Annotated in this window: 15 protein-coding genes; 6 read left to right on the forward strand and 9 right to left on the reverse strand. The window is 50.7% G+C overall.

Annotated features, from left to right (window positions below):
* The first annotated feature begins 10 nt into the window (after positions 1-10).
* Together mce and TH63_RS03475 are read left to right on the forward strand one after the other, a co-directional pair.
* Positions 11-412, forward strand: coding sequence for a methylmalonyl-CoA epimerase (gene mce, locus TH63_RS03470; protein WP_048919708.1), 402 nt, complete (start codon positions 11-13; stop codon positions 410-412).
* Positions 413-941: 529 nt separating this feature from the next.
* Positions 942-2,366 carry a CCA tRNA nucleotidyltransferase gene (locus tag TH63_RS03475; RefSeq protein ID WP_048922564.1) on the forward strand — a complete coding sequence of 475 codons (1,425 nt, stop codon included), beginning with the start codon at positions 942-944 and terminating at the stop codon, positions 2,364-2,366.
* A 95-nt stretch (positions 2,367-2,461) separates the two neighbouring features.
* Here TH63_RS03475 and TH63_RS03480 read toward each other — a convergent pair whose 3' ends face one another.
* From TH63_RS03480 to TH63_RS03490, 3 genes are all read right to left on the reverse strand, one after another.
* Positions 2,462-3,334: a hypothetical protein gene (locus TH63_RS03480; RefSeq protein ID WP_048919709.1), complete on the reverse strand. Its 873-nt coding sequence runs from the start codon at positions 3,332-3,334 to the stop codon at positions 2,462-2,464.
* Positions 3,335-3,753: 419 nt separating this feature from the next.
* Positions 3,754-6,234, reverse strand: coding sequence for a PspC domain-containing protein (locus TH63_RS03485; RefSeq protein ID WP_048919710.1), 2,481 nt, complete (start codon positions 6,232-6,234; stop codon positions 3,754-3,756).
* A 2-nt stretch (positions 6,235-6,236) separates the two neighbouring features.
* The gene (locus tag TH63_RS03490) at positions 6,237-6,575 is read right to left on the reverse strand and encodes a PadR family transcriptional regulator (protein ID WP_048919711.1); all 339 of its coding nucleotides are present in this window, start codon (positions 6,573-6,575) and stop codon (positions 6,237-6,239) included.
* Between the two features lie 286 nt (positions 6,576-6,861).
* Here TH63_RS03490 and TH63_RS03495 point away from each other — a divergent pair, with 286 nt between their 5' ends.
* The gene (locus TH63_RS03495) at positions 6,862-7,941 is read left to right on the forward strand and encodes a putative type IX sorting system protein PorV2 (protein WP_053093730.1); all 1,080 of its coding nucleotides are present in this window, start codon (positions 6,862-6,864) and stop codon (positions 7,939-7,941) included.
* 22 nt (positions 7,942-7,963) lie between these two features.
* Positions 7,964-12,955 (forward strand): putative type IX secretion system sortase PorU2, encoded by a 4,992-nt coding sequence (gene porU2, locus TH63_RS03500; protein ID WP_048919713.1) that lies wholly within the window; start codon positions 7,964-7,966, stop codon positions 12,953-12,955.
* Between the two features lie 177 nt (positions 12,956-13,132).
* Here the strand turns inward: porU2 and TH63_RS03505 are convergent, their stop codons facing one another.
* Genes TH63_RS03505 through TH63_RS03515 form a run of 3 tightly spaced genes read right to left on the reverse strand, consistent with a single transcriptional unit; the run spans position 13,133 to position 15,826 of the window.
* Positions 13,133-13,639 carry a dihydrofolate reductase gene (locus tag TH63_RS03505; RefSeq protein ID WP_048919714.1) on the reverse strand — a complete coding sequence of 169 codons (507 nt, stop codon included), beginning with the start codon at positions 13,637-13,639 and terminating at the stop codon, positions 13,133-13,135.
* Positions 13,636-14,577 (reverse strand): methionyl-tRNA formyltransferase, encoded by a 942-nt coding sequence (gene fmt, locus TH63_RS03510; RefSeq protein ID WP_048919715.1) that lies wholly within the window; start codon positions 14,575-14,577, stop codon positions 13,636-13,638. The genes TH63_RS03505 and fmt overlap by 4 nt, the downstream gene beginning before the upstream one ends.
* A gap of 4 nt (positions 14,578-14,581) precedes the next feature.
* Positions 14,582-15,826 (reverse strand): exo-beta-N-acetylmuramidase NamZ family protein, encoded by a 1,245-nt coding sequence (locus tag TH63_RS03515; RefSeq protein ID WP_048919716.1) that lies wholly within the window; start codon positions 15,824-15,826, stop codon positions 14,582-14,584.
* Between the two features lie 47 nt (positions 15,827-15,873).
* Here TH63_RS03515 and TH63_RS03520 point away from each other — a divergent pair, with 47 nt between their 5' ends.
* Positions 15,874-17,088: an ABC transporter permease gene (locus TH63_RS03520; protein WP_048919717.1), complete on the forward strand. Its 1,215-nt coding sequence runs from the start codon at positions 15,874-15,876 to the stop codon at positions 17,086-17,088.
* Between the two features lie 134 nt (positions 17,089-17,222).
* On the opposite strand, the gene TH63_RS03525 is transcribed toward TH63_RS03520, so the two are convergent.
* The 3 genes from TH63_RS03525 to TH63_RS03535 form a co-directional block, all read right to left on the reverse strand.
* On the reverse strand, positions 17,223-18,011 hold the full coding sequence (locus tag TH63_RS03525) for a mechanosensitive ion channel family protein (RefSeq protein ID WP_048919718.1): 789 nt from the start codon (positions 18,009-18,011) through the stop codon (positions 17,223-17,225).
* Between the two features lie 95 nt (positions 18,012-18,106).
* The gene (locus tag TH63_RS03530) at positions 18,107-19,189 is read right to left on the reverse strand and encodes an acyltransferase family protein (protein ID WP_048919719.1); all 1,083 of its coding nucleotides are present in this window, start codon (positions 19,187-19,189) and stop codon (positions 18,107-18,109) included.
* A gap of 105 nt (positions 19,190-19,294) precedes the next feature.
* On the reverse strand, positions 19,295-19,996 hold the full coding sequence (locus TH63_RS03535) for a peptidoglycan DD-metalloendopeptidase family protein (protein WP_048919720.1): 702 nt from the start codon (positions 19,994-19,996) through the stop codon (positions 19,295-19,297).
* Positions 19,997-20,169: 173 nt separating this feature from the next.
* Here TH63_RS03535 and TH63_RS03540 point away from each other — a divergent pair, with 173 nt between their 5' ends.
* Complete coding sequence (locus TH63_RS03540; RefSeq protein WP_048919721.1) at positions 20,170-21,252, forward strand: ferredoxin--NADP reductase; 1,083 nt, start codon at positions 20,170-20,172, stop codon at positions 21,250-21,252.
* Positions 21,253-21,269: the final 17 nt, after the last annotated feature.

The following is a 21,269-nucleotide window of genomic DNA, read 5'->3' on the forward strand; positions in this document are numbered from 1 at the left end:
AATAAGCGGTATGAAGGTAGAGCACATAGGAATTGCGGTAAAAAATTTTCAGGATGCGAATCAATTGTTTGCAAAATTGCTGGGCGCCGAGCCATATAAAGAGGAAAAAGTGGAAAGCGAGGCCGTAAATACCTCTTTCTTTCACGTGGGTAACACCAAGATTGAGCTCCTGGAGGCCACCGCCGACCATAGCGCCATTGCCAGGTTCATTGAGAAGAAAGGGGAGGGCATTCACCACATCGCGTTTGAAGTGGAAGACATTGTAGCCGAAATGGAGCGCCTGAAAGCCGAAGGTTTCCAACTCCTAAATGAGACCCCAAAACGCGGCGCCGACAATAAACTCGTGTGCTTTGTGCACCCAAAATCGGCCAACGGCGTGCTGGTGGAATTGTGCCAGGAGATTAAGAAATAGCGGTTTATGTCTGTTTGGGGCTCGTTTTGAGAAAAACAGCCTCAAAACGGGAAGAGAACAGATTGAGGTAAAAGCAGGATGGAAACACTCGTAGGAGCTGCGCGCACTACGAGGTCAGGGCGGATTATAAACGCTTCAGGTAAGGTTTGATTAGCCTACAGGTACCTGCTTATGGTGCTTTCCTAAAGGATACCAGGTAAAGGCCGGTTCCATGCAGGAAACTGCTCGGGAAAATCGCTTGGAGGGGAGATTCACGGCCGGAAGAAAAGCAAAGCCGCCAACTCAGAAGACCTCGTAGTGCGCGAAGCTCCTACGAGTGTCTATGCCATTGACTTTAAAAGCCCAACAGTTTCCTAAGCCTGGGAGGTTTGAAGGTGTAAACCGTTTTAGGCCTGTTTTCTCAAAAATGGCAGTAATACGGAAATAACTGCAAGTTTGTCTAAGGCGGTGCGTTCCCGTACCTTTGCAGACCCAAGGCAGTAGTTCACCTTCAAGGTAGGCTGCGTTCGGGGTTAATAACAAATTGGCCATGACCACGGATATCACGCTTCCAGACCACCCCATCTTTGCAACCATTGCCCATGCCGCCCATGAATTGAAGGTGGAGGCGTACGTGATTGGGGGTTTTGTGCGGGATCTGGTGCTAAAGCGTCCGTCCAAAGACATAGACGTGGTGTGCATAGGCAGTGGCATTGACCTGGCGCATGCCGTGTCTAAGCAACTGCCCCATACGCCCAAAGTGGTGGTATTCAAGAATTTCGGGACGGCCATGCTGCGCACCGAGGACGGCTGGGAGGTGGAGTTTGTGGGCGCCCGCAAGGAATCTTACAGCAGCCATTCGCGCAAGCCCGAGGTGGAGCAGGGAACGCTGGAAGACGACCTGGCCCGGCGTGATTTTACCATTAATGCCTTGGGGATCAGCTTGAACGAGGAGACCTACGGCCAGGTGATTGACCGGTTTGAGGGCCTCAAGGACATCAGGCGCAAGAACATCAAGACCCCGCTGGCGCCGGGCATCACCTTCTCAGATGACCCTTTGCGCATGATGCGCGCCATCCGGTTCGCCAGCCAATTGAACTTTGACATTGACCCCGACACCTTTGACGCCATTGGTGAGAACAAGGAGCGGATCAAAATTGTGTCGCAGGAGCGCATCACCGATGAACTCAACAAAATCATCCTTTCCAAAACGCCTTCGTACGGGTTTAAGCTGTTGTTCCAGACGGGGCTCTTGCACCTGATCTTCCCAAAGATGGTGAAGCTGCACGGCGTGGAGACCATCAACAAGAACTCGCACAAAGATAATTTCTACCACACCCTACAGGTGCTAGACAACGTGGCCGAAGTGTCTGATGATCTCTGGCTGCGCTGGGCCGCTATTCTGCATGACATTGCCAAGCCCGAGACCAAGCGCTACAATGAGAAAGTAGGCTGGACCTTTCATGGCCACGAAGACCGCGGCGCCCGCCAGGTACCCAAAATCTTCGCCGATCTGCGCCTCCCTCTGAATGAGCACATGAAACAGGTGCAAAAACTGGTACGCCTCCATCTCAGGCCCATTGCCCTGGTAAAGGAAACCGTCACAGACTCAGCGGTGCGACGGCTCTTGTTTGAGGCCGGCGATGACATTGACCTGCTCATGCAGCTTTGCAAGGCCGATATTACCTCTAAAAATAATGACAAGGTGAAGCGGTACCTGCAGAACTTTGAGCGGGTAGAGATGAAACTGAAAGAGGTGGAAGAGAAGGACAGCCTCCGCAATTTCCAGCCGGTCATCACCGGAGACCTCATTATGCAGACCTTCGGGATTGCGCCCTCTAAGGAAGTGGGCATCTTGAAAAATGCCATCACGGAGGCCATTCTGGAAGGCGAAATCCGGAACGAGTATGAGGAAGCGTTCCCTTTATTATTAGAGAGAGGCAGGAAGTTGGGCCTTACCCCTGTGGCTTCTTAAGGCTTAAGGGAAAGAAAATTTCAGGAATGAAGAATCCCGTTTTGGGTCTGTTTTTAAGAAAACAGGCCCAAAACGGGATTTGATTTTTAGGGTTGTTACTTGCCCAAGGCGCATTTTAGGGCATCTGCCTGCATGGGGACGTGGTTGCGCCCCACCACGGCCAAAACCTTTTCTCCTTTAAGCACTGCCTGCGAAAGAAGACGGTACATATAGCGGTCCCGGTTTTCGCTGTTCAAGCGGTTAATTTCATTGGTGAATTTCCCGCCGGTTTTTTCGCCTTCCCCGCCGGGGGTAAACCACACGGCCGGGGCTTGCCACCAAGTGGCCGGGGCACTCCAATATTTCTGGTAGGCCACCTGGAGCGCTGACACATCTGGAATCACTTCATCAAAGCCTTTTATGACGGTATTAGCCTTGGCAAGCAGTTGCGCTATGGCAGCTTGCAGTTGCTCGTCTTTAAGGCCCTTGCGGTCACGTAGGCGGCTGGCTTCGCGAAGCACAAAAAACAGTTTTATCTGTTCTTTACTGAACTTGCCGGTGCTTAGCAGTTGGTCCACTTCCTCCTGCGGTGACATTTCCAGAGATTGGGTTTTCACGCCATCGGTCTGGGCCAGGAACCGCACATAGCCAGATTCCCCTAGCTGCTGGATGGTTTCATCTGCTGTAGCGGTCGTGCCTCTGTTAGGGCCCTCAAAGAAAACCAGGGTAGGTTTCTGGGTTTGCCAGGCCTGCCTGATTTGGGCAAATTGAGGGTGCGCGGGGTCTGTGGAATGGTGGGCGCCAATATAAGCCAGGCTCCCTCCGGCGGGGCTGGATAAGAACAAGCTCCATTGGGTGTTGGGGGATTCTTTCCAGTTTTTGTATGATTTCAGTTTCTGCTCACATTCCTGTGATTTGCCTGGAAAAGGCAGAAAAGCAAGGGTGAGCAAAAACGGGAAGGGAAACAGAGTATGGAAGAGAGTCTTCATAGTGCTTACCAATAATCTGAAGTTGAAAGGAGGGAGGAGAAACCTATGACAGGCCCCTGGGCCTGATGTTTGCGACTTGGTGCGAAGAAAGAAAATACCTTGTCTACCCTTCCTGTTTCAGGCTAGAATGGAGAGGGTGAACAGAAAGAGGAGAGGGAGGGAAAGGCTTCTGCGTTTGGGAGAAGAAAAGAGGCCGCCAGTGAGGAAGGAGGCCAAGCCTGCCTTGGTGCCCTGGGGCGCTGCCGGCAGACCTGGTACTTCCACAACCACTACAACTAAAAAGAGGGGAAAGAAAGGAGGACTTTGCCAGAAGCGCGTCCTCCTTATACAAAGAGCCTCTTAAGAAATCCAAGAAAGAGGTCCTTTGCTTTCTTTGTTTTGGGCCTTTTTTTAGGGAAATTGCCTTAAAACAGGAATACTTATTTTTTGCGGCTCACGCGGGACCCGCCTGATTGGTCGGTTTCTACCTGCTTCACCTCACCGGTGTACTGAATGTTGCTGGCGCCGCTGGCTTCGGCTCTTAGGTAGTCCTGCACGTTCACCACGGTTTGGCTGGCGCCGCTCAGGTCTACGGTAGCGCGTTGGGCCACCAATTTGGCAGCCTCCACGTTGCTGGCGCCGCTTCCTTCAATGGAAAGGTCATCTGAATGGCCTTTCAGGATGGTTTTGGCGGCTCCGCTCAGGTCAAGTTCCAGGCGGCCGGTGCTAATGTTAATGGCCACCTCGCTGGCGCCTGATTGTTTTATGGTAAAGTTTTCGGGGGCAAACCCGATGATCTCGGCTTTAGCCGCCCCACTGATGTCTACCAAAGACAGGTCTGGGGTTTCTACCTCAATAAGCACCGGGCGGGTGTTCATCTGCCACAGTTTCAGGAACTCGCTGTCACGGTTGATCTTGAGTACGCCGTTCTGTACGCGCAGCTGCAGCTTGTCCAGTTCTTTCTCTGAGCCCGTTACCCGTACGTGGGTACGGTAAGACTGCCTCACCCGTATGTGGTAGGCGCCACCGGCCTCAATCTCTGTGAAGTCACGCACGTTGTATATTTTAGAGATGCCCTCGTAGTCATCTTCCAGAATGGCCAGGTCATCATCCATGCTCGCGGCAGCAGCTGTTCTGTTGGCGGTTGTTCTGGCGGTAGAGTCCACCACGCTGCAGGTAAGGCAAACCAGACGGCCTTCTTTCATCTGCCAGGTGTTGCTGGACAGGTCATCTGAATTGTACTCGCCGTCGGTGATGTCGTCACTGAAGTGGTTGGCAAAGCCTTCTGAGAAGCGCAGTTTCTTTCCTTCAGGGATCAGGATCTTCAGGTTCATGTTCTGGTCCCTGAAAATGGCGTCCTGCTTGAAGGTGAACGCGTCATCGAACCGTAAAACAGAATCCTGCTGTACCATTTTATAGGTGATCATCTGGGCGTTCTTGATGGCCTCTTCTTCGTTCAGCCCTTGGGCGGAGTAGGTCTGGATCACCTTCATGTCGGTGCCGTTATAGCCTTCCATGGTCAGGTTCATGCGGTGACCGTATTGGTGAGATGTGTCTCTGATGTTAAAGACCAACGTACCATAGGCGGCTGCAGGGAAGACCTGCTCTTTGGAGACTTCGCCAGACTCCTGGAAGTTGCGGGAAGTAAGGATGATACCGGTGATGAGGGCTGCCACGGCTAAAAGCCAAACACCTAACATTGACCAACCTACCGAAGGGCGCAGGTAGAATCTTTTGGCCAGCAGCCCAATGCCCAGCAAAAAGAGAAAGAGCGCAGGGATAATACCAGCAAAGAAGCCGGCCCATACCAACCACGCAGGAACAGCATTAAAGAACGCTGAAGCCGGGATGTTGCCCATCTGGATGTAGTCTGGCTGGTCAAAGAAGCCTAATCCCACCATTAACCCTACCATAAGGGCAATCATGAAACTACCGGCAATCACCATCATAAGCAGCCCGGCGAAAATACGCACCAGGTTAGCCACGCCTGACAAGACAGGTTTCAGGACTCTGGACAAGGCCTGAATGATCTGGGCCACCAACCGAACCGGAAACAGAAGGACTTTGGCTAAGGTGCTCTCCTGGCCGTTAGCGTCCTGCATGTTCAGGTTGTTTTTAACAGATTCTTCTATACTGGAGAGCGTAACGGGGTTTCCCTGCATTTGCACCCGCTCTGTAATGGTTTTGGCCTCTGGTACGGCAATCCATAAGACAATGTAGGCGATCAGGCCTATCCCGAAGAAGAAAAGGATCAGGAACAGCAGCCTGATAATGGCCACGTCTGCCCCAAAGTAGATAGCGATACCGCTGGCCACGCCCCCCAGTTTCTTGTCTATTGGGTCTCTGAACAGCTTGCGCACCGGAATATCCGGTAGCGCCTCATTCTTGGGCAAGGCAATCCAGCAGATGGCGTACACAATCACCCCAAACAGGGTGAAGCCGCCCGTGAAAGGCACTCCCAATACCATTAAGACAAACGCTAGCCTTATCCAGAGCGGATCAATCTGCAGGTAGTTGGCAATACCCGACGCTACCCCGGCCACTACCTTACGGTTCACGTCGCGGTACAGGCGCTTTTGCTCTATAGGCGCGGGCTCAATAGGCGGAGGCGTGCCGTAGGCGTTGTTTCCAACTCCTGGTTCAGCTTGTTCAGCCTCTACGGTCTCAAAGTCGGCAATGGTTCCCATTTGGGCGGTAAGCGCCTGAACGTCGTCCAGGGTGATTACCTGTTTGCCCGGGTTGAGGCGGGAGAAGAAGATCTCGGCAATACGTGACTCAATGTCTGCCACAATCTCTTCATGGCCCTCATATGAGGAGAAGTAACCCTTGATGGCGGCAAGGTATTGGCTCAACATCTCATAGCCGTCTTCCTCTACATGGAAGATCATGCCTTGCAGGTTGACACTTATGTTCTTTTTCATGGCTAGTTGGATTTCTTGCGGTTGATGATGAAGGTGGTGGAGTCTACCAGTTCCAGCCAGGTGAGGCGGAGCTGCTCTAGAAACTCGGTGCCGGTGGCGGTGAGTTTGTAGTATTTGCGTGGCGGCCCTGAGGTGGATTCCACCCAGGAATAGTCCAGGAGTCCGGCGTTCTTCAGTCTGGTCAGCAGTGGGTAGAGCGTCCCCTCCACTACTATCATTTTGGCGGCAGTGAGTTCCTCTAACATATCAGAGGCATATACTTCGCCGCGGGCGATGATCTCCAGAATGCAGTACTCCAGAATCCCTTTTCGCATCTGCACTTGTGTGTTTTCTACTTTCATGGTCTGTGAGTCTGAATTATTGATACAAATATATTAGAAGGTACTATGTAAAACAAGGTACTGGTGAAATTTATTTTTTGTTTCAGTTTTGGGCGCATTTTTCCATTTTGAGACGAAAAGAGGTGGCTTGGAGAATAGAAAGGGAGGGAGGGGAAAGAATTTTGGGCAGGAGTGGAACAGAGAAGGGCAATTGGGTGTATTAGGCGTGAGCAGGAATGCGTTATAATATAATCCTAGAAAGCTATCTTTGTATGCTATTCCCTTTTGGACTTATCATCTGATTTTTATGGTAAAAAAACTATTACCACTTATATCTCTTCTTTTTCTTTTGTTACTGCCTGGCCTCACCTGGGCCCAGGATATCTCTGCGCCCAAGTACAGTAATGAATTCCTCAATATAGGGGTAGGGGCAAGGGCTTTGGGAATGGGCGGCGTGCAGTCAGCTATTGTGCGGGACGCTACGGCCGGCTTCTGGAACCCTGCCGGTTTGGTAGGTTTGCCTAAACGCCATAATGCGGTGTATATGCACTCTGAGCTGTTTGCGGGCATCATCAAGAATGACTACGGTTCCTACGCCACCAATCTTGACTCTGCCAGCGCCCTGTCTTTCTCGGTAATACGGATTGGGGTAGATGACATAGCGGATACCCGCCGGCTCCAGAATGAGTACGGTGCCATCCAATATGACAGCATTGAATTTTTCTCCGTGGCAGATTATGCTTTCCTGGCCTCCTATGCCAGGCAAAGCAATTTACTCAAAGGCCTGACCCTAGGGGCTAACGCGAAGATCATTTACCGCAACGTAGGTAAGTTCGCCAACGCCTGGGGCTTTGGCATTGACGCCGGCGCCCAGTTACGGCGAGGGAACTGGCAGTTTGGCGCCATGGCCCGCGATATCACCACCACCTTTACCGCCTGGAAACTGAACGCCGAAGAGCTGGAAGATGCTTACCTGCAGGAGGAGACTTCCTTTAATGCTAATAGCATTGAAATAACCTTACCCCGCCTGATCCTGGGTGCCGGTCGGTCCTTTCAATTTGCCAACCGCTTCTCGGCCTTAGTGGCCACAGACCTGGATATTACCTTTGACGGCAAACGGAATACGCTTATTTCTTCTGGCTTGGTTTCTATTGACCCAAGGGTAGGACTGGAAATTGGCTATGCCAACGCGGTTTATCTGCGTGGTGGCCTTAATAACGTGCAGCAGATAGAAGACCTGAATGGGAAGAGCAGTTGGAAAATACAACCTAACTTCGGGATTGGGGTAGCCACGCATGGCTTAAACCTGGACCTGGCCTTGTCCAAAGTATCTGATAACTCCCAGGTCTCCTCCGTGATTGTTTCTTTAGCCTATAGTTTTGATTGATTTTTGTGTGCGAGGTATTAATATGAAGACACCCTACTATTTTAAAAGCTTTTTCCTGCCGCTTGTTGCTTCTTTAGCCCTTTTAGCTTATGGGCAGGTTTCATATGCGCAACAGGTGACCTATGGCAACGAGTGGATCAACTATAGCCAAAAATACTACAAGATCAAGGTTCCGGCTACCGGTATCTATAAATTAGACCAAGCTTATCTGCAGGCTGCCGGAATCACAGGGGTAGACCCGCGCAATTTCCAGCTTTACCGCAGAGGGGAGGAAGTGTCCATCTACGTGCAAGGGGAGGGCGATGGGTCCCTTGATGCCGGGGACTTTATTGAATTCTACGGTGAGAAGAACGACGGTGCATTGGACCGGGAACTGTACAAAGATCCTAATGCCAACCATATAAGCACCTACTACAGTTTATACACAGATACCGCCGCCTATTTCCTGACTTGGTCTGCGAGGCCTGGAAAGCGAATGGTAATGGCTAACCAGGATGCTGCGGGCTTAACCGCTGAGCCCTGGCACTGGCAGGAAAATATTCTGCTTGACAATTTTGAGTACGCCTTAGGCAAAAGATACGGGGAGAATTATATGTCCTGGATGGATGCCGGTGAAGGGTTTTCCGGAGGACTTACCTCTTCCTTTACCTATAACCTTCCGGGTATGGCTTCTAATCTGTTCACTGGGGGACCTACGCCAAAGGTGGAAATAGCGTTCATAGGGGCAAATGACAATAACCATGAGGTGGAAGTTTTTGCCGTTCCACCAGGGGGCGCTGAAAGGTTACTTGGTTCGGTTAAAATGAATGGGTATGGGGCTGTAAAACAACAGTTCAATATCGCTACTTCTGATTTTGGGGCCAGCGGAAATTTAGTGTTACGCATTACGGCTAAAACAACGGGGTCCAGATTCAGGACGGTTTACTTTAAGACTATTTATCCGCAGCGAAATACTGTAACCACGGCAAGTTTACCATTACAAAACCTTACGCCATCTAATTCGCCACAGTATTACCTTTTTGATGGAAGCGGAGCAGCCAATGCCATTGGGTATGATATTTCCTCCACAGATAATATCAAACGGCTGGCAGGGACAGTAACCGGGGCGCAAAAAGGATTTGTATTCCCTGCTGGGTTTAGCAAAGGCATTTTATGGACCGGGGCGAACTTGGTTCCGCTTGCGGCCAGGGAGGTGAAGTTCAGATCTATGGCGGGCAATAAAGCGTCTTACGTGATCATCTCTCACCGGATCCTGATGCAGCCCGTAGGCTCATCCACTAATCCAGTGCGTGATTATGCGGCTTACCGCGCCTCAGCGGCCGGAGGGAAATATGATACGCTGGTGATGGAGGTGGGTCAAGTATATGACCAGTTTTTTTACGGGGATAAGTCATCAGCCGCCATCAGGCGCTTTATGAAGTTTCTGATAGCCAATGGAGAACCGAAGCATTTGTTCTTGATTGGCAAGGCCTTAGAAGCTGCCGAAACTTCCACTGTGCGGAAAAACCCTTCGGCCTTAGCTGTTAAGGATTTGGTGCCTACAGGCGGATTCCCTGGTTCTGATATCTTATTCACTTCAGATTGGGAGATTGATAGTTACACCCCTAAGGTGGCTACCGGGCGCATTCCGGCAAACAACCCACAGGAAGTGTTGAACTACCTGAACAAAGTGCAGCTTCATGAATCATTGCCCCAAAACCTGGAGTGGCGTAAAAATGTCCTGCATTTGGGTGGCGGTATTGAAGGGGCAGAACGCAATACACTGGCTTCTTACTTAAGGAGCTATGAAAGAATTGCCGAGGGCAAATGGTGGGGCGCTAATGTGATTTCCAAGTTTAGAAGCTCAACAGCTGGGCTGGATACCATCAACGTGGCAAAGGAAGTAAATGCGGGCCTTAGTTTGATCACTTTCTTTGGTCACAGTTCTACTACCACCTCAGATTTGGATATAGGACTGGTATCTAACGTATTATCCGGTTATAAGAACCAAGGAAAGTACCCACTCATCTTAATGAATGGCTGTAACGTTGGGAACAGCTTTATACCCGGCAGGTCGTTTGGAGAAGATTGGCTGTTGACCCCAGACAAAGGCGCCATTGCCTTTATAGGCCAGGACAGTTATGGGTATTCCTCTCTGCTGAATATATTCAGTACCTACTTTTATAGAACCGCATTTGCAGATGCTGAATACTTTGGCAAACCCTTGGGCGTGCAGCAAAAACAGGTTATTAGTACCCTCTCTTCTACTATTAGCGGAGAATTTGCCGTTGCTATGATGATGCAGATGATCTTGCAATCTGACCCTGCTCTATTGTTAGTTTCTCCCCCCAATGCTGATTATGCCATTGAAAAAGGCGGGCTGAAGGTAACGGCAGTGGATGGCGGGAAAATAACGGCAAACTCTGAAAGCTTCCTGTTAGCTATTGATGCCAGAAACCTGGGTAAGGTGAATGACTCTCCTTTCTACGTTTCTGTTACCAGAACCCTGGAGAATGGAACCGAGATTCTGTATGATTCTATAAAAGTGCCACCCATTTACTACCGTGATACACTTAAGCTGGAGTTGGCCGCTAACACGCCAGACGGTTCAGGGGTAAACACATTCAAAGTAAAACTAGACCATACAGACACTATTCCGGAAATAGATGAGACCAATAATGAAGCAACGTTTGAGGTATTTATCTCCAGAAGTGGCGTTGTGGCCTTAACCCCTTATGAGTACGGGATAGTATCAGGACCAAAAGTGAACCTGGTGGGGCAGTCTACAGATCTGCTTTCCGCGCCCCGTGATTATTATTTTGAGATTGATACCACGGCCACCTTTAAAAGTGCATGGAAAAAGACCCGCACGGTAAGGGCCGGCCTTCTGCCTTCCTGGGAAGTACCACTCCCTACCACCGGAATGCCGAAGGATAGTATGGTGTATTTCTGGCGCTTTAGGTATAACACCTTTGCTGCGGGCGAAGACACTGTTTGGGCCGCAAGCTCGTTCAGGCATATCCCTCAGAGCGCGCCTGGTTGGTCCCAGGCCCATATAGGGCAATTGGCAAAAGCTGGTTTGCAAAGGGTGGAAGTAAATACCAGTTCTGGTAAAGTTGAATTCGCCCCGCTCTATAAAACGCTTCTTTTAAAAGGCGGCGGCGGCGGGTTGCCAATGTCCAGAAGCGCGCCTTTTGGGATCTTTATTGATAACAATGCCTTCTTCTGGGATAACTGCGGCTATACTACCCCCAATATATTAGCCATGGTATTCAATAATGTTACGCTGGAGCCCTATACCGGCATGCCGACTAATACCGGTTGGCGCTGTGGTTTGTCTGGGCAATTTGTGTATCAGTTCGGGGATTTGACCTATGCGGCATACCAAGACAGGCTGGAAGCATTTTTAAGGCAAGTTCCAGAAGGGTACCACGTGGCTATGATTGGTATCAACTCTATTCCTTATGAGAGCTTTAAGCCGTCCTTGAGAGAAGCCTTCAAAGGGATTGGCTCTACCATTATTGACGGCCTTAAAAATGGTGATCCGTTTGTAATTCTTGGCAGAAAAGGAGCCGCAACCGGAACCGCTCAAGAATTGGGAGGTAATAATACAGACACTGCCCCAAGAAACATGCAGGCGGTGCAGGTAGAAAAAGTGTTGCAGGTAAAAGGCGACCAGGGAACCCTTACCTCTTCTCTTATTGGGCCAGCCACTGAATGGACTTCTTTGCATCATCAGGTGCAGTTAGAAAGTTCAGACAGCTACCAGTTAGATGTAATTGGGGTAGACAAAGATGCCAAAGAAACGGTATTGTCTACCAATGTGACCGCCTCTACCTTGAGCCTGAGTAACATCAGCGCCAGCACTTACCCCTACCTGAAACTGAGGCTGGCTTTGAAAGATGAGGTGAACCGTACTGCCCCGCAACTGAAGCAATGGACCGTCTTGTACAAAGGCGTGCCAGAGGGACTTGTGCGCCCAGATTTAGTAGGGGTAGATAAATACAAGAATATCTCTGAGCAGGCCAATTCAGGTCAGGTGGATCTACGGTTTGCCTTCCATAACATCAGTGACATGAACTTCAGTGATTCCTTGACCGTGGAAGCGAATGTGTTTCAGGAAAATGGCGGCAAAAAGCTTTCCACCTTTAAAGTGAAGCCTTTACTGAAAGGGGATACCGTGTATTTCAACCATAAATTCTCTACGGTGAATATGAAGGGCAACAACCGGTTGCGCGTTACGGTCAACCCACGTATTCTTCCGGAGCAGTACTACTTCAACAACACCCTAGAGATTCCTTTCACGGTAGGTTCTTTGGCCGGAATGCCGCCGGTGTTGGATGTGGTGTTTGACGGGGTCCGGATCCTCGACGGGGACATTGTTTCCCCAAGCCCAGTGATCAGTATGTTGCTGAAAGACAACAACCGCAAGATCCCTATCACAGACCCGACTTCCATGAAGGTGTACCTGAAAAAGCCAGGCGCAGACTTTGTGGAGATTGATGTGGCCAGTAACCCCAATGTGCGCTGGTTTGCCGCCGATGATAAAAATGATTTCCGGGTAGAGTATCGACCCGAAGGGTTGGCAGACGGTAAATACACCTTAGAGGTGCAGGGCTTTGATGCCCTGGGCCAACGGGCCGGAAACGAGCGCTACAGCATCAATTTTGAGGTGGTGAACGAGGCGTCCGTTACTAACTTCTATCCGTACCCTAACCCGTTCTCGTCTAAAACTAAGTTTATCTTCACGCTGACCGGAAGCAAAGTGCCGGACAAGATGAAGATCCAGATCATGACCGTAACCGGGAAAGTGATACGCGAGGTGCAGAAGGAAGAGTTAGGGCCCATCCACATAGGCAACAACATAACGGAGTTTGCCTGGGACGGGACCGACGAGTACGGAGACCGGCTCGCCAATGGCGTGTACCTGTACCGGGTAGTCATGGACAACGGTCCTGAGGAGATGAAGCACCGCAATACCGGCGGAGACAAGTCCTTCAAGAAAGGCTACGGAAAGATTTACATCCTTCGGTAAGTCTTGTTTCAGGGCCGTTTTTCAGAAAACGGGTCTAAAACAGAAAGGCCACCGGCATTGCCGGTGGCCTTTCTGTTTTAGTGGATTTTGAAGAGGAGAATTGGCTTATTATTTTGAAGCTGTTTTGACCAAAACGGCCTCAAAACAGAAATACGTTCAGCTAGTGTGTACTTATGGTTAATTCTGGCTGAACCCCGCTTTTCTTCGGAAGGTAAAGAAGGTGAAAGGATAGGCGTGTTTCTCATCTGCCAAGTGTTCTTCCTGATCAGTGACTTCCCATACCTCGGTGTCTAGTTCTGGGAAAAACACGTCGCCGTCAAAAGACTCATGGACCAGTGTGAGGTACACTACCTCGGCCAGGGGTAATGCCTGTTGGTAAATCTCCCCGCCGCCAATCACCAGTACCTGTTCGTCCAGGGCCAGGCTTTGCTGCAGGGCTTCTTCCAGGGAAGTAGCGACTAAACCCCCCTCGGGGGCTTGGTACTCTGGCTGGCGGGTCACAATGACGGTAGTACGGCCGGGCAAGGGTTTGCCAATGGCCTCAAAGGTTTTGCGGCCCATGATCATGGGGTGGCCCATGGTCAGTTTCTTGAAATGTTTGAGGTCTTCGGGCAGGTGCCAGATCAATTGATTGTCTTTGCCAATGACCCGGTTCTCAGAAATGGCTACTACTATGCCTATCATATGGTGTGGTGAAACGTGTAGCCCCGTAAAAATTCTTTAATGGTCATGCGTTTTTTGCCCTCCATCTGCAATTCCTCCACGGCATAGGCCGTGTCATCTGCGCACTGGAGGTAGAGGTAATTCTTCCCGTCCGTGGTGTACAGGCCGGGCGAAGAATGCATTGGAAAATCCAGCGGGTGACCCGAGAAGATTTTGAATTGCTTGTCGTCCAGGATGGTCCATGCGGCGGGGTAGGGCGATAGGCCTCTGATGAAATTATGTACTTCCTGGGCCGGACACTGCCAGTCTATCTGACAGGTCTGCTTGAAGATCTTGGGGGCCATCTTGAGCGGTTCCTGCAGACTTGGCTGCGGATAAGGCTGTACGCGCTCCTCCACAATGGCCTGCACCGTCTCCAAAAGTAGTTCTGCCCCGGCGTGTTTCAGTTTCTCATATAAAGAGCCGAAGTTGTCTTTGGGGTCAATGGCTACCTTTTTCTGAAGGATGATATCGCCGGTGTCAATTTCATGCTGCAGGAAAAAGGACGTGACGCCGGTATCCTTATCGCCGTGGATGAGGGCCCAGTTAATAGGAGCCGCGCCGCGGTAATGCGGCAGCAAGGAGGCATGGATGTTCAAAGACCCCAACTTCGGCATGTTCCAGACGGCCTCGGGCAGCATCCGGAAGGCGACAATGACCTGCAGGCTGGCCTCATAGCTCTTGAGTTCCTCCTGGAAGGCAGGGTCTTTGAGGTTGGTGGGCTGCAGCACGGGAATATCAAACTGCAGGGCTGCTTCCTTTACCGGCGAGGGCACCAATTTAAGGCCCCGCCCGGCGGGTTTGTCTGGCGCGGTAATCACGGCTACCACGTTCCAACCGTTTTCCACCAAGGCCTGGAGGGCGGGCACCGCAAAATCTGGGGTGCCCATAAAAATAATCCGGAGGTCTTCTTTCCGCATGATGTTATTCAAAGTCTGGGTACAGCAGATATTGTTTCCGCATTTTCTTATACGCGTCCAGGCCGGGTTTCCACGAGTCACGGATCTCTTTTTCGGTCTTGCCGGCTATGATCTGTTTCTGCAGCTCATCTGTACCGGCCAGGCTCTTGAAGAAGTTATTAAAGAACTTCTCTTTCTGACCAGATTTCTGGTAGAAGTCCAGAAGATAGCTAAGGGTAAAGTTTTCCTTCAGTTTTAGGTTACGCAGGTCTTTTCCGTAGCACACCTGGTTTTTGTAAGGCGGGTCCATGGACATGCCGGGGATGGGCACCGGGGTGAAAGAGAAGGTTTTGTCAGGATAATACGGCGCCCCTATCACCTGAAACGGCATCTGGGTGCCGCGGCCCTGGCTTACCGTGGTGCCTTCAAACAGACACAGGAACGGGTACAACTTGATAGACTGATCGTTGGGCAGGTTAGGCGATGGTTTAATGGGCAGCGAATAGAACATCTTGTGGTTGTAGTTCTTCACCGGGATGGTTTTTACCTGGGCCTGGACCCCGTTTTTGAGCCATTTCTGGCCGTTGATCATCAAAGCATACTCGCCCAGGGTAAGACCGTGCGCAATAGGAATGGTATTCATGCCCACGAAGGACTTGTACTTGGCATCCAGAACGGGGCCGTCAATCAGGTAACCTATGGGGTTGGGGCGGTCCAGCAGAAGCATGGGTTTGTTCTGCTCGGCGCAGGCCTCCATCACGTAGTGCATGGTGCTGCTGTAGGTATAGAAGCGCACGCCCACGTCCTGTATGTCAAACAGCACCACGTCCACCTCCTTCAACTGCTCCGGAGAGGGTTTTTTGTTGCTGCCGTAGAGCGACAGAATAGGCAGCCCGGTCTTAGAGTCGGTGGTATTGCTTATGTGGGCGCCGGCATCGGCATCACCCCTGAACCCATGCTCCGGCGCAAAGATGATGCTGATTTTCACGCCCCGGCTCAACAGCGTATCCACCAGGTGGGTTTTCCCGACGGTGGACGTTTGGTTGACTACCATACCTACGCGCTTGCCCTGCAGGTAGGGCAGATACAACTCTGTCTGTTGCGCGCCCGTTAGCAGGGAGGTCTGCGGCTTGGCCTGGGCGGCTGGGGCCGAAGGGACAGAACCAGCATTAGCTGAGGTGGAGCTGCTGACCGCGGGCACTGAGGCGGTTTGTTGGCAACTGGCCAGGGTAAGACTAAGCGCCGCGGTGCGGAGGATGGTAGAAAGCATAGGTTTAAATTAAGAACAGAACTATCTTTAAGCACAAAATAGACGAAGTGAATCTTTCCCGTTACATAGCCAGCCGCTTGGCCGGCGCCCGTTCAGACTCTTTTACTGCATCGGTCACAAAAATAGCAAAGTTCAGCGTAGGGCTGGGCATTGCCATCATGATTGTGTCTTTTGCTATTCTGGAAGGTTTCCGGTATGAAATACAGGCCAAGATCTTCAGTTTTGGTGGACATCTGCAAATTAGCAAATTTGACACCAATAATTCGTTTGAGGGTTACCCTATGGGCACCTCCACCGGTCTGGGCGACTACAAAAAGATTCCCGGGGTGGCGCACTTACAGCCCTTCGCCCGCAAGACGGCTATTATTAAAACAGAAGACGAGGTGCTGGGCGTGGTGCTGAAGGGTGTGGATTCTACCTATGATTTCAGGGGGATGAAGGCGAATCTGGTTTCCGGGGAAATTCTGAAATTCACTGATACCGCCGCCTCCAATGAGATCATGATGAGCCAGCTTATGGCAAACAAACTGCACCTGAAGGTGGGGGATAAGGTGTTGTTCTACTTTATCCAGAACCCGCCCCGTATGCGGCGCTTTGAGGTGAAAGGCATCTTTAAGACTGATCTAGAGGAGTTTGACAACGTGTACGTACTGGGCGACCTGCAGCAGATAAGGGACCTGAACCAGTGGGCCGATACCCTGGTGGGAGGCTACGAGATTCTCTTAAACGACTTCACCCAGATTGACACCGTTACCAGCCAGGTCTTTGACAAGATGAACTATGACCTGCAGCTGGAGAAGATCACCGATACCTACGCCCAACTCTTTGACTGGCTGGAACTGCTCAAGCGCAACGTCATCATCTTTTTGGTCTTGATTGTGTTTGTGGCCACGTTCAACATGGTCTCCACACTCTTTATCATGATTTTGGAGCGCACCAATATGATTGGCGCCCTGAAGGCGATGGGGGCGACCAACGGGCAGATACGAGGCATATTCCTGCACCGCGGCCTTCGGCTTACTATTGCCGGTTTGATTGGCGGCAATCTATTGGCGCTGCTCTTCTGCGGTGTGCAGGATTATTTCCACCTCATTCCCCTGGATCCGGAGAACTACTACATGGACACCGTTCCCATCTTCTGGGACTGGCGCATTTGGGTAGGCATCAACGCCGTTACCTTCCTGCTGACCATGATCTCGGTGATGTTGCCCACCTTGCTAATCTCCCGCATTCACCCGGTAAAAGCCATTAAGTTTGATTAAAAGGCAAATCCTGTTTTGGGCCTGTTTTGAGAAAACAGGCCCAAAACAGGATTTGCTGAAATCTTGCCAGATTTTACAGGGGTTTACTTTTTCCTCTTCTCTTTTAGCTGGTAGCTCCGCTTGTCTGGAAAGATCTACTTGAATTCAATTCCTTCCTGATCAAAGGCCTCCTTTACTTTTTCATTCAAAGCCTCAGACACTTCCTGGAAGCGGTAATCGCCACGCTGCACCCACACCTTGAGCGAGAGGGTCATGGTCTGGCCTGCCAGTTTCTCTACCCCCACTGAAAAAGGAGGGTCCTGGAGGATTCGTTTGTCTGTGTCAATGACCTGCTCTAACAAACTGCGCACCTTAGTGAGGGGCACATTGGCGTCAACGGCGTAAGAAATATCCAGCCTGCGGTGACTCTCCACGTCATAGTTCACCACCACTGAGGAGGCCAAAGGGCCGTTGGGCAGGTAAACGGTTTTGTGGTCTTCCGTCCGGATAACCGTGTTAAAGATGTTGATGGTGCACACAGTTCCTTTCTGCCCCTGGGCTTCAATAAAGTTACCTACCCTAAAGGGTTTAATGGTAAGGATAAGCACCCCGCCAGCAAAGTTGGCCAGGCTGCCCTGCAAGGCTAGACCTACGGCCAGACCCGCAGAACCCAGCAAGGCAATGAAAGAAGTAACCTCCAGGCCAACCTGCGCAATCACCATCATGATGAGCAGCACCATCAGCACTATTTTGAGCAGGTTCCTTAAGAAGGGGCGCAGTGAAGGATCCACCTCCTTGCGCTTCATGAGTTGGTAAGTGAAATCGGTTATCCGCCGGATAAACCATAGGCCCACTAATAAAAGAAAGATGGCAATCAGGATTTTGATGCCATAGAGAATTGCGAAGTCCTGGATTTTTTGAAGGGAATAGCTGAAGTCAAACATTGAGAATCTGAATTGGTACTGATAAAGGTTTTTGGTAAATAGGTTTTTCTGTCGGTTTTAGGAGAACGCCTGTTCCTGCATACTTGGCAGGTTGGCTAAGGAACAGGTACTTCAGGGGTTTGCAAAACGCTTTCAGGAGTTTTAGGGAAAAGCCTCTTGATAAAACGATCTCTTATTCGCATGAAAGGCCTTTCAATACCATAAGTAGAGAGCACGGCAAATACCAAGGTCACCAGGCAATACAGTGAAAAGCCTAGCCAGCCCTTTCCAAAATGATATTGGACGGGAATTACAAAAAGGAAATGCCAGAGATAAATGCCATAGCTGAAAAATGCCATTACCCTGAACGGCGCAAAATAACGCGACTGGGTGTGGTAGACGCCCAAAATCACCAAAAACCAGCAAATAGGGCTAACGGTCCGTAATATCAATTCAGGTAGTGGCGCGAAGACGGTAAGGCATAAGATCAGAATACTTCCTCCTATGAGCAACAATCCTTTGTGGTTAAATAACCAAGACTTCTCCTGGCCAGTTTTACTCAAAACGGTTATTAGTATTCCCCATCCAAAGGCATCTAACCGGTTATGGGTATAGGTGGGCCATTCGGCAAAATCTGTGACCAGCGCCTGTGCTTTGAACCCGATTCCAGCTACAAGCAGAACTATTGCCACTGCTAAGAATCGCCGCTCAGGAGCTGAAATCCATAAGGTAAAGAAGGCAATCATAGCGGGGAAAATCCAATAGAACTGCTCTTCCACACACAGGGACCATAAGTGCTCCATGCTCCAGCGTGAAGGGGGGCCACCATAATTCCTGTAGAAAAAGAAATATTGCGGAAACTCCCTTGGGAGAGGAATATCACTTGGGGAGATCTTGGATAGGAGCAGCAGCGCCAACAGATACCCTACTATCAAAAAAGCATAATAGGCCGGAATAATCCGGAAGAGACGCTTCAGTAAGAAGACCAGAAAGCTGCTTTTCTTGCCCTGAGATTTTCTGATGGAAGATAACAGCGACACACTGACCAAATGCCCCGAAAGCACAAAAAACAAATCGACTCCCACGGCCTGCAAATCCAAAACACCGAAATGTGTTAGGAACACAATCAGAATAGCAAAGCCCCGCAAAAAGTCCAGGCTTTGGTACCGGTTAGAGTTGGTTAAGATTTGAGTAAACATGCAAGACAATACTAGGTGAAACAGCCTTTAAAAAGGCTGAAGGGAGTTGCCAGAACCTTTATTCTGGATTGTGGGGAGGAACCACTGTTGTTTACTCAGGCTTTATCACATTAAAAGGTATTTACACCCCAACAACAAATTAGGGTCCAGGCAGATTTTCCGGTAGAACCCCTCCTCAGAAGGGGCACACACTCCCGGGAAATCACCGGACTTGCCCAACAGATCTGTCATGACCTGAAAGTGCAGGTGCGGGGGCCAGTCGCCGTTTTCAGGGTAGGGGCCCATGGTGGCGATCTGCTCTCCGGCGGCCACCTGCTTGCCTGCAAAGAGCCCGTCTAAAGAAATGCGGCTCAGGTGCCCGTAGAGCGTGAAGAATTCCAGGCCTTCCAGTTCATGTTGCAGGATGATGGTAGGCCCGTAATCCCCGAAGTTGGCATTGTCCTGGAAGCTATGCACTTTCCCAGCCAGGGGGCTATAGATGGGGATGCCGGCCGGGGCCCAGATGTCTACGCCCAGGTGCAGCGAACGGGATTCAGCAGTGTTATCAAAATGCTCGCTGCGGCGGTAGATCACCCGGTTTTCAAAATAGCCTCCCACGCCTACCGTGGCGTTTTTCGCCTCCAGCATGTGCTGCACCAACTGCTCAAAGGCGGCTGTGTCTCGTAAATCTGCGTGAAGCAGAGCCGGGTTGGCGGCGGTAAAGTCAAGGCGCGTTACAAGGGGGCCATTCAGGTCCTGGTCCAGGAGGGGGGCAAAGAAGGCTTGGTGCTCGATTAAGGCAGAAATCAGTTTGGAAGAGTTATCCATAAAACGGCTCCGAAACGTATTGGTAAAGAATGAATAGGGCAAGTTACTGGAAAATCCAAACGGGCGACCGCTTTTTTTTCTGTATGTTCGGGTTGGAGAATGAAATGTTGTAACTTTCCTGCTTTATTACATTTACCCAAACCCAAACCGCTTCCGTTTTTCGTACACTAACTATGAGCAACGCCTATTATACCATGAAGGTGGTGGACATCACTCAGGAAACCTCAGACGCCCTCACCCTTCATTTAGACCACCCAGACCGCAAGAATATCCCGTACATCCCTGGCCAGTTCCTAACCCTGATCCTGACCATTGACGGCAAGAAAGTACGCCGGTCTTACTCTTTGTGCAGCACACCAGATGAGCCTTATTTCTCGGTGACCGTTAAGCGCGTAGAAGGCGGCATGGTGTCCAATTTCCTGGCAGACCATGTCTTGATTGGGGATGAAATTGAAGTGATGGCGCCATTGGGTAACTTCGCCCTGAAACCAGATCCTTCGCTTAAAAGGCACCTTTTCTTCTTTGGTGGCGGCAGCGGCATCACCCCGCTAATGTCTATGCTGAAGAACACCCTCAAATACGAGCCGCAGAGCCGCATCACGCTTATTTACGGCAACCGCAACCTGGACTCGATTATTTTCAAAGACCAGCTGAACCAGTTGGAGCAGCAGAACCCAGACCGGCTTAAGATTGTGCATGTGTTCAATGAATCCATGACTGATGCCACCGAGCCGCAGGAGAACATAGGGCTTCTGGACCGTAAGATGGTGCTGCGCCTGCTGGAGAACCTGCGGGTACCTGGCTATGACCAGGAAAGCTATTATATGTGCGGCCCTGAAGGCATGATGAACGAGGTGCGTGATGCCCTGCAGTTCATGAGCGTGCCGGCCACCCAGGTCTTCAAAGAAAGCTTTACGGTGCCTACCACCCTGGAAGACCATGGCGCCGACGTGAAGGCGGCCGTGGAGACCGATGAGATTATTACCCGTACCGTTACCATCTTATATGAAGGCAAAGAGTACCAGGTAGAGGTGTTGCCGCATGAGACTATTCTGGATGCCGGCCTCAAGGCTGATATAGACTTGCCTTACTCGTGCCAGGCCGGTCTGTGTACCGCCTGCATTGGCAAATGCCTGAGCGGCCGCGTGCATTTAGATGAGCGCGAAGGCCTCTCTGATGCCGAGATTGAAAAAGGCTACGTGCTTAACTGCGTGGGCCACCCCCTTACCGCCAATGTAGTGATTGAGATTGGCTAACCGTTTTTGACCTGCTT

This window comes from Rufibacter radiotolerans (assembly GCF_001078055.1).
GTDB classification, from domain to species: domain Bacteria; phylum Bacteroidota; class Bacteroidia; order Cytophagales; family Hymenobacteraceae; genus Nibribacter; species Nibribacter radiotolerans.

Coding starts and splice junctions, on each gene's coding strand:
- porU2 (WP_048919713.1), top strand. CDS start 7,964: ATGAAGACACCCTACTATTTTAAAAGCTTTTTCCTGCCGCTTGTTGCT.
- TH63_RS03495 (WP_053093730.1), top strand. CDS start 6,862: ATGGTAAAAAAACTATTACCACTTATATCTCTTCTTTTTCTTTTGTTA.
- TH63_RS03535 (WP_048919720.1), bottom strand. CDS start 19,996: ATGGATAACTCTTCCAAACTGATTTCTGCCTTAATCGAGCACCAAGCC.
- TH63_RS03505 (WP_048919714.1), bottom strand. CDS start 13,639: ATGATAGGCATAGTAGTAGCCATTTCTGAGAACCGGGTCATTGGCAAA.
- TH63_RS03515 (WP_048919716.1), bottom strand. CDS start 15,826: ATGCTTTCTACCATCCTCCGCACCGCGGCGCTTAGTCTTACCCTGGCC.
- TH63_RS03540 (WP_048919721.1), top strand. CDS start 20,170: ATGAGCAACGCCTATTATACCATGAAGGTGGTGGACATCACTCAGGAA.
- TH63_RS03530 (WP_048919719.1), bottom strand. CDS start 19,189: ATGTTTACTCAAATCTTAACCAACTCTAACCGGTACCAAAGCCTGGAC.
- TH63_RS03525 (WP_048919718.1), bottom strand. CDS start 18,011: ATGTTTGACTTCAGCTATTCCCTTCAAAAAATCCAGGACTTCGCAATT.
- TH63_RS03490 (WP_048919711.1), bottom strand. CDS start 6,575: ATGAAAGTAGAAAACACACAAGTGCAGATGCGAAAAGGGATTCTGGAG.
- fmt (WP_048919715.1), bottom strand. CDS start 14,577: ATGCGGAAAGAAGACCTCCGGATTATTTTTATGGGCACCCCAGATTTT.
- TH63_RS03475 (WP_048922564.1), top strand. CDS start 942: ATGACCACGGATATCACGCTTCCAGACCACCCCATCTTTGCAACCATT.
- TH63_RS03480 (WP_048919709.1), bottom strand. CDS start 3,334: ATGAAGACTCTCTTCCATACTCTGTTTCCCTTCCCGTTTTTGCTCACC.
- mce (WP_048919708.1), top strand. CDS start 11: ATGAAGGTAGAGCACATAGGAATTGCGGTAAAAAATTTTCAGGATGCG.
- TH63_RS03485 (WP_048919710.1), bottom strand. CDS start 6,234: ATGAAAAAGAACATAAGTGTCAACCTGCAAGGCATGATCTTCCATGTA.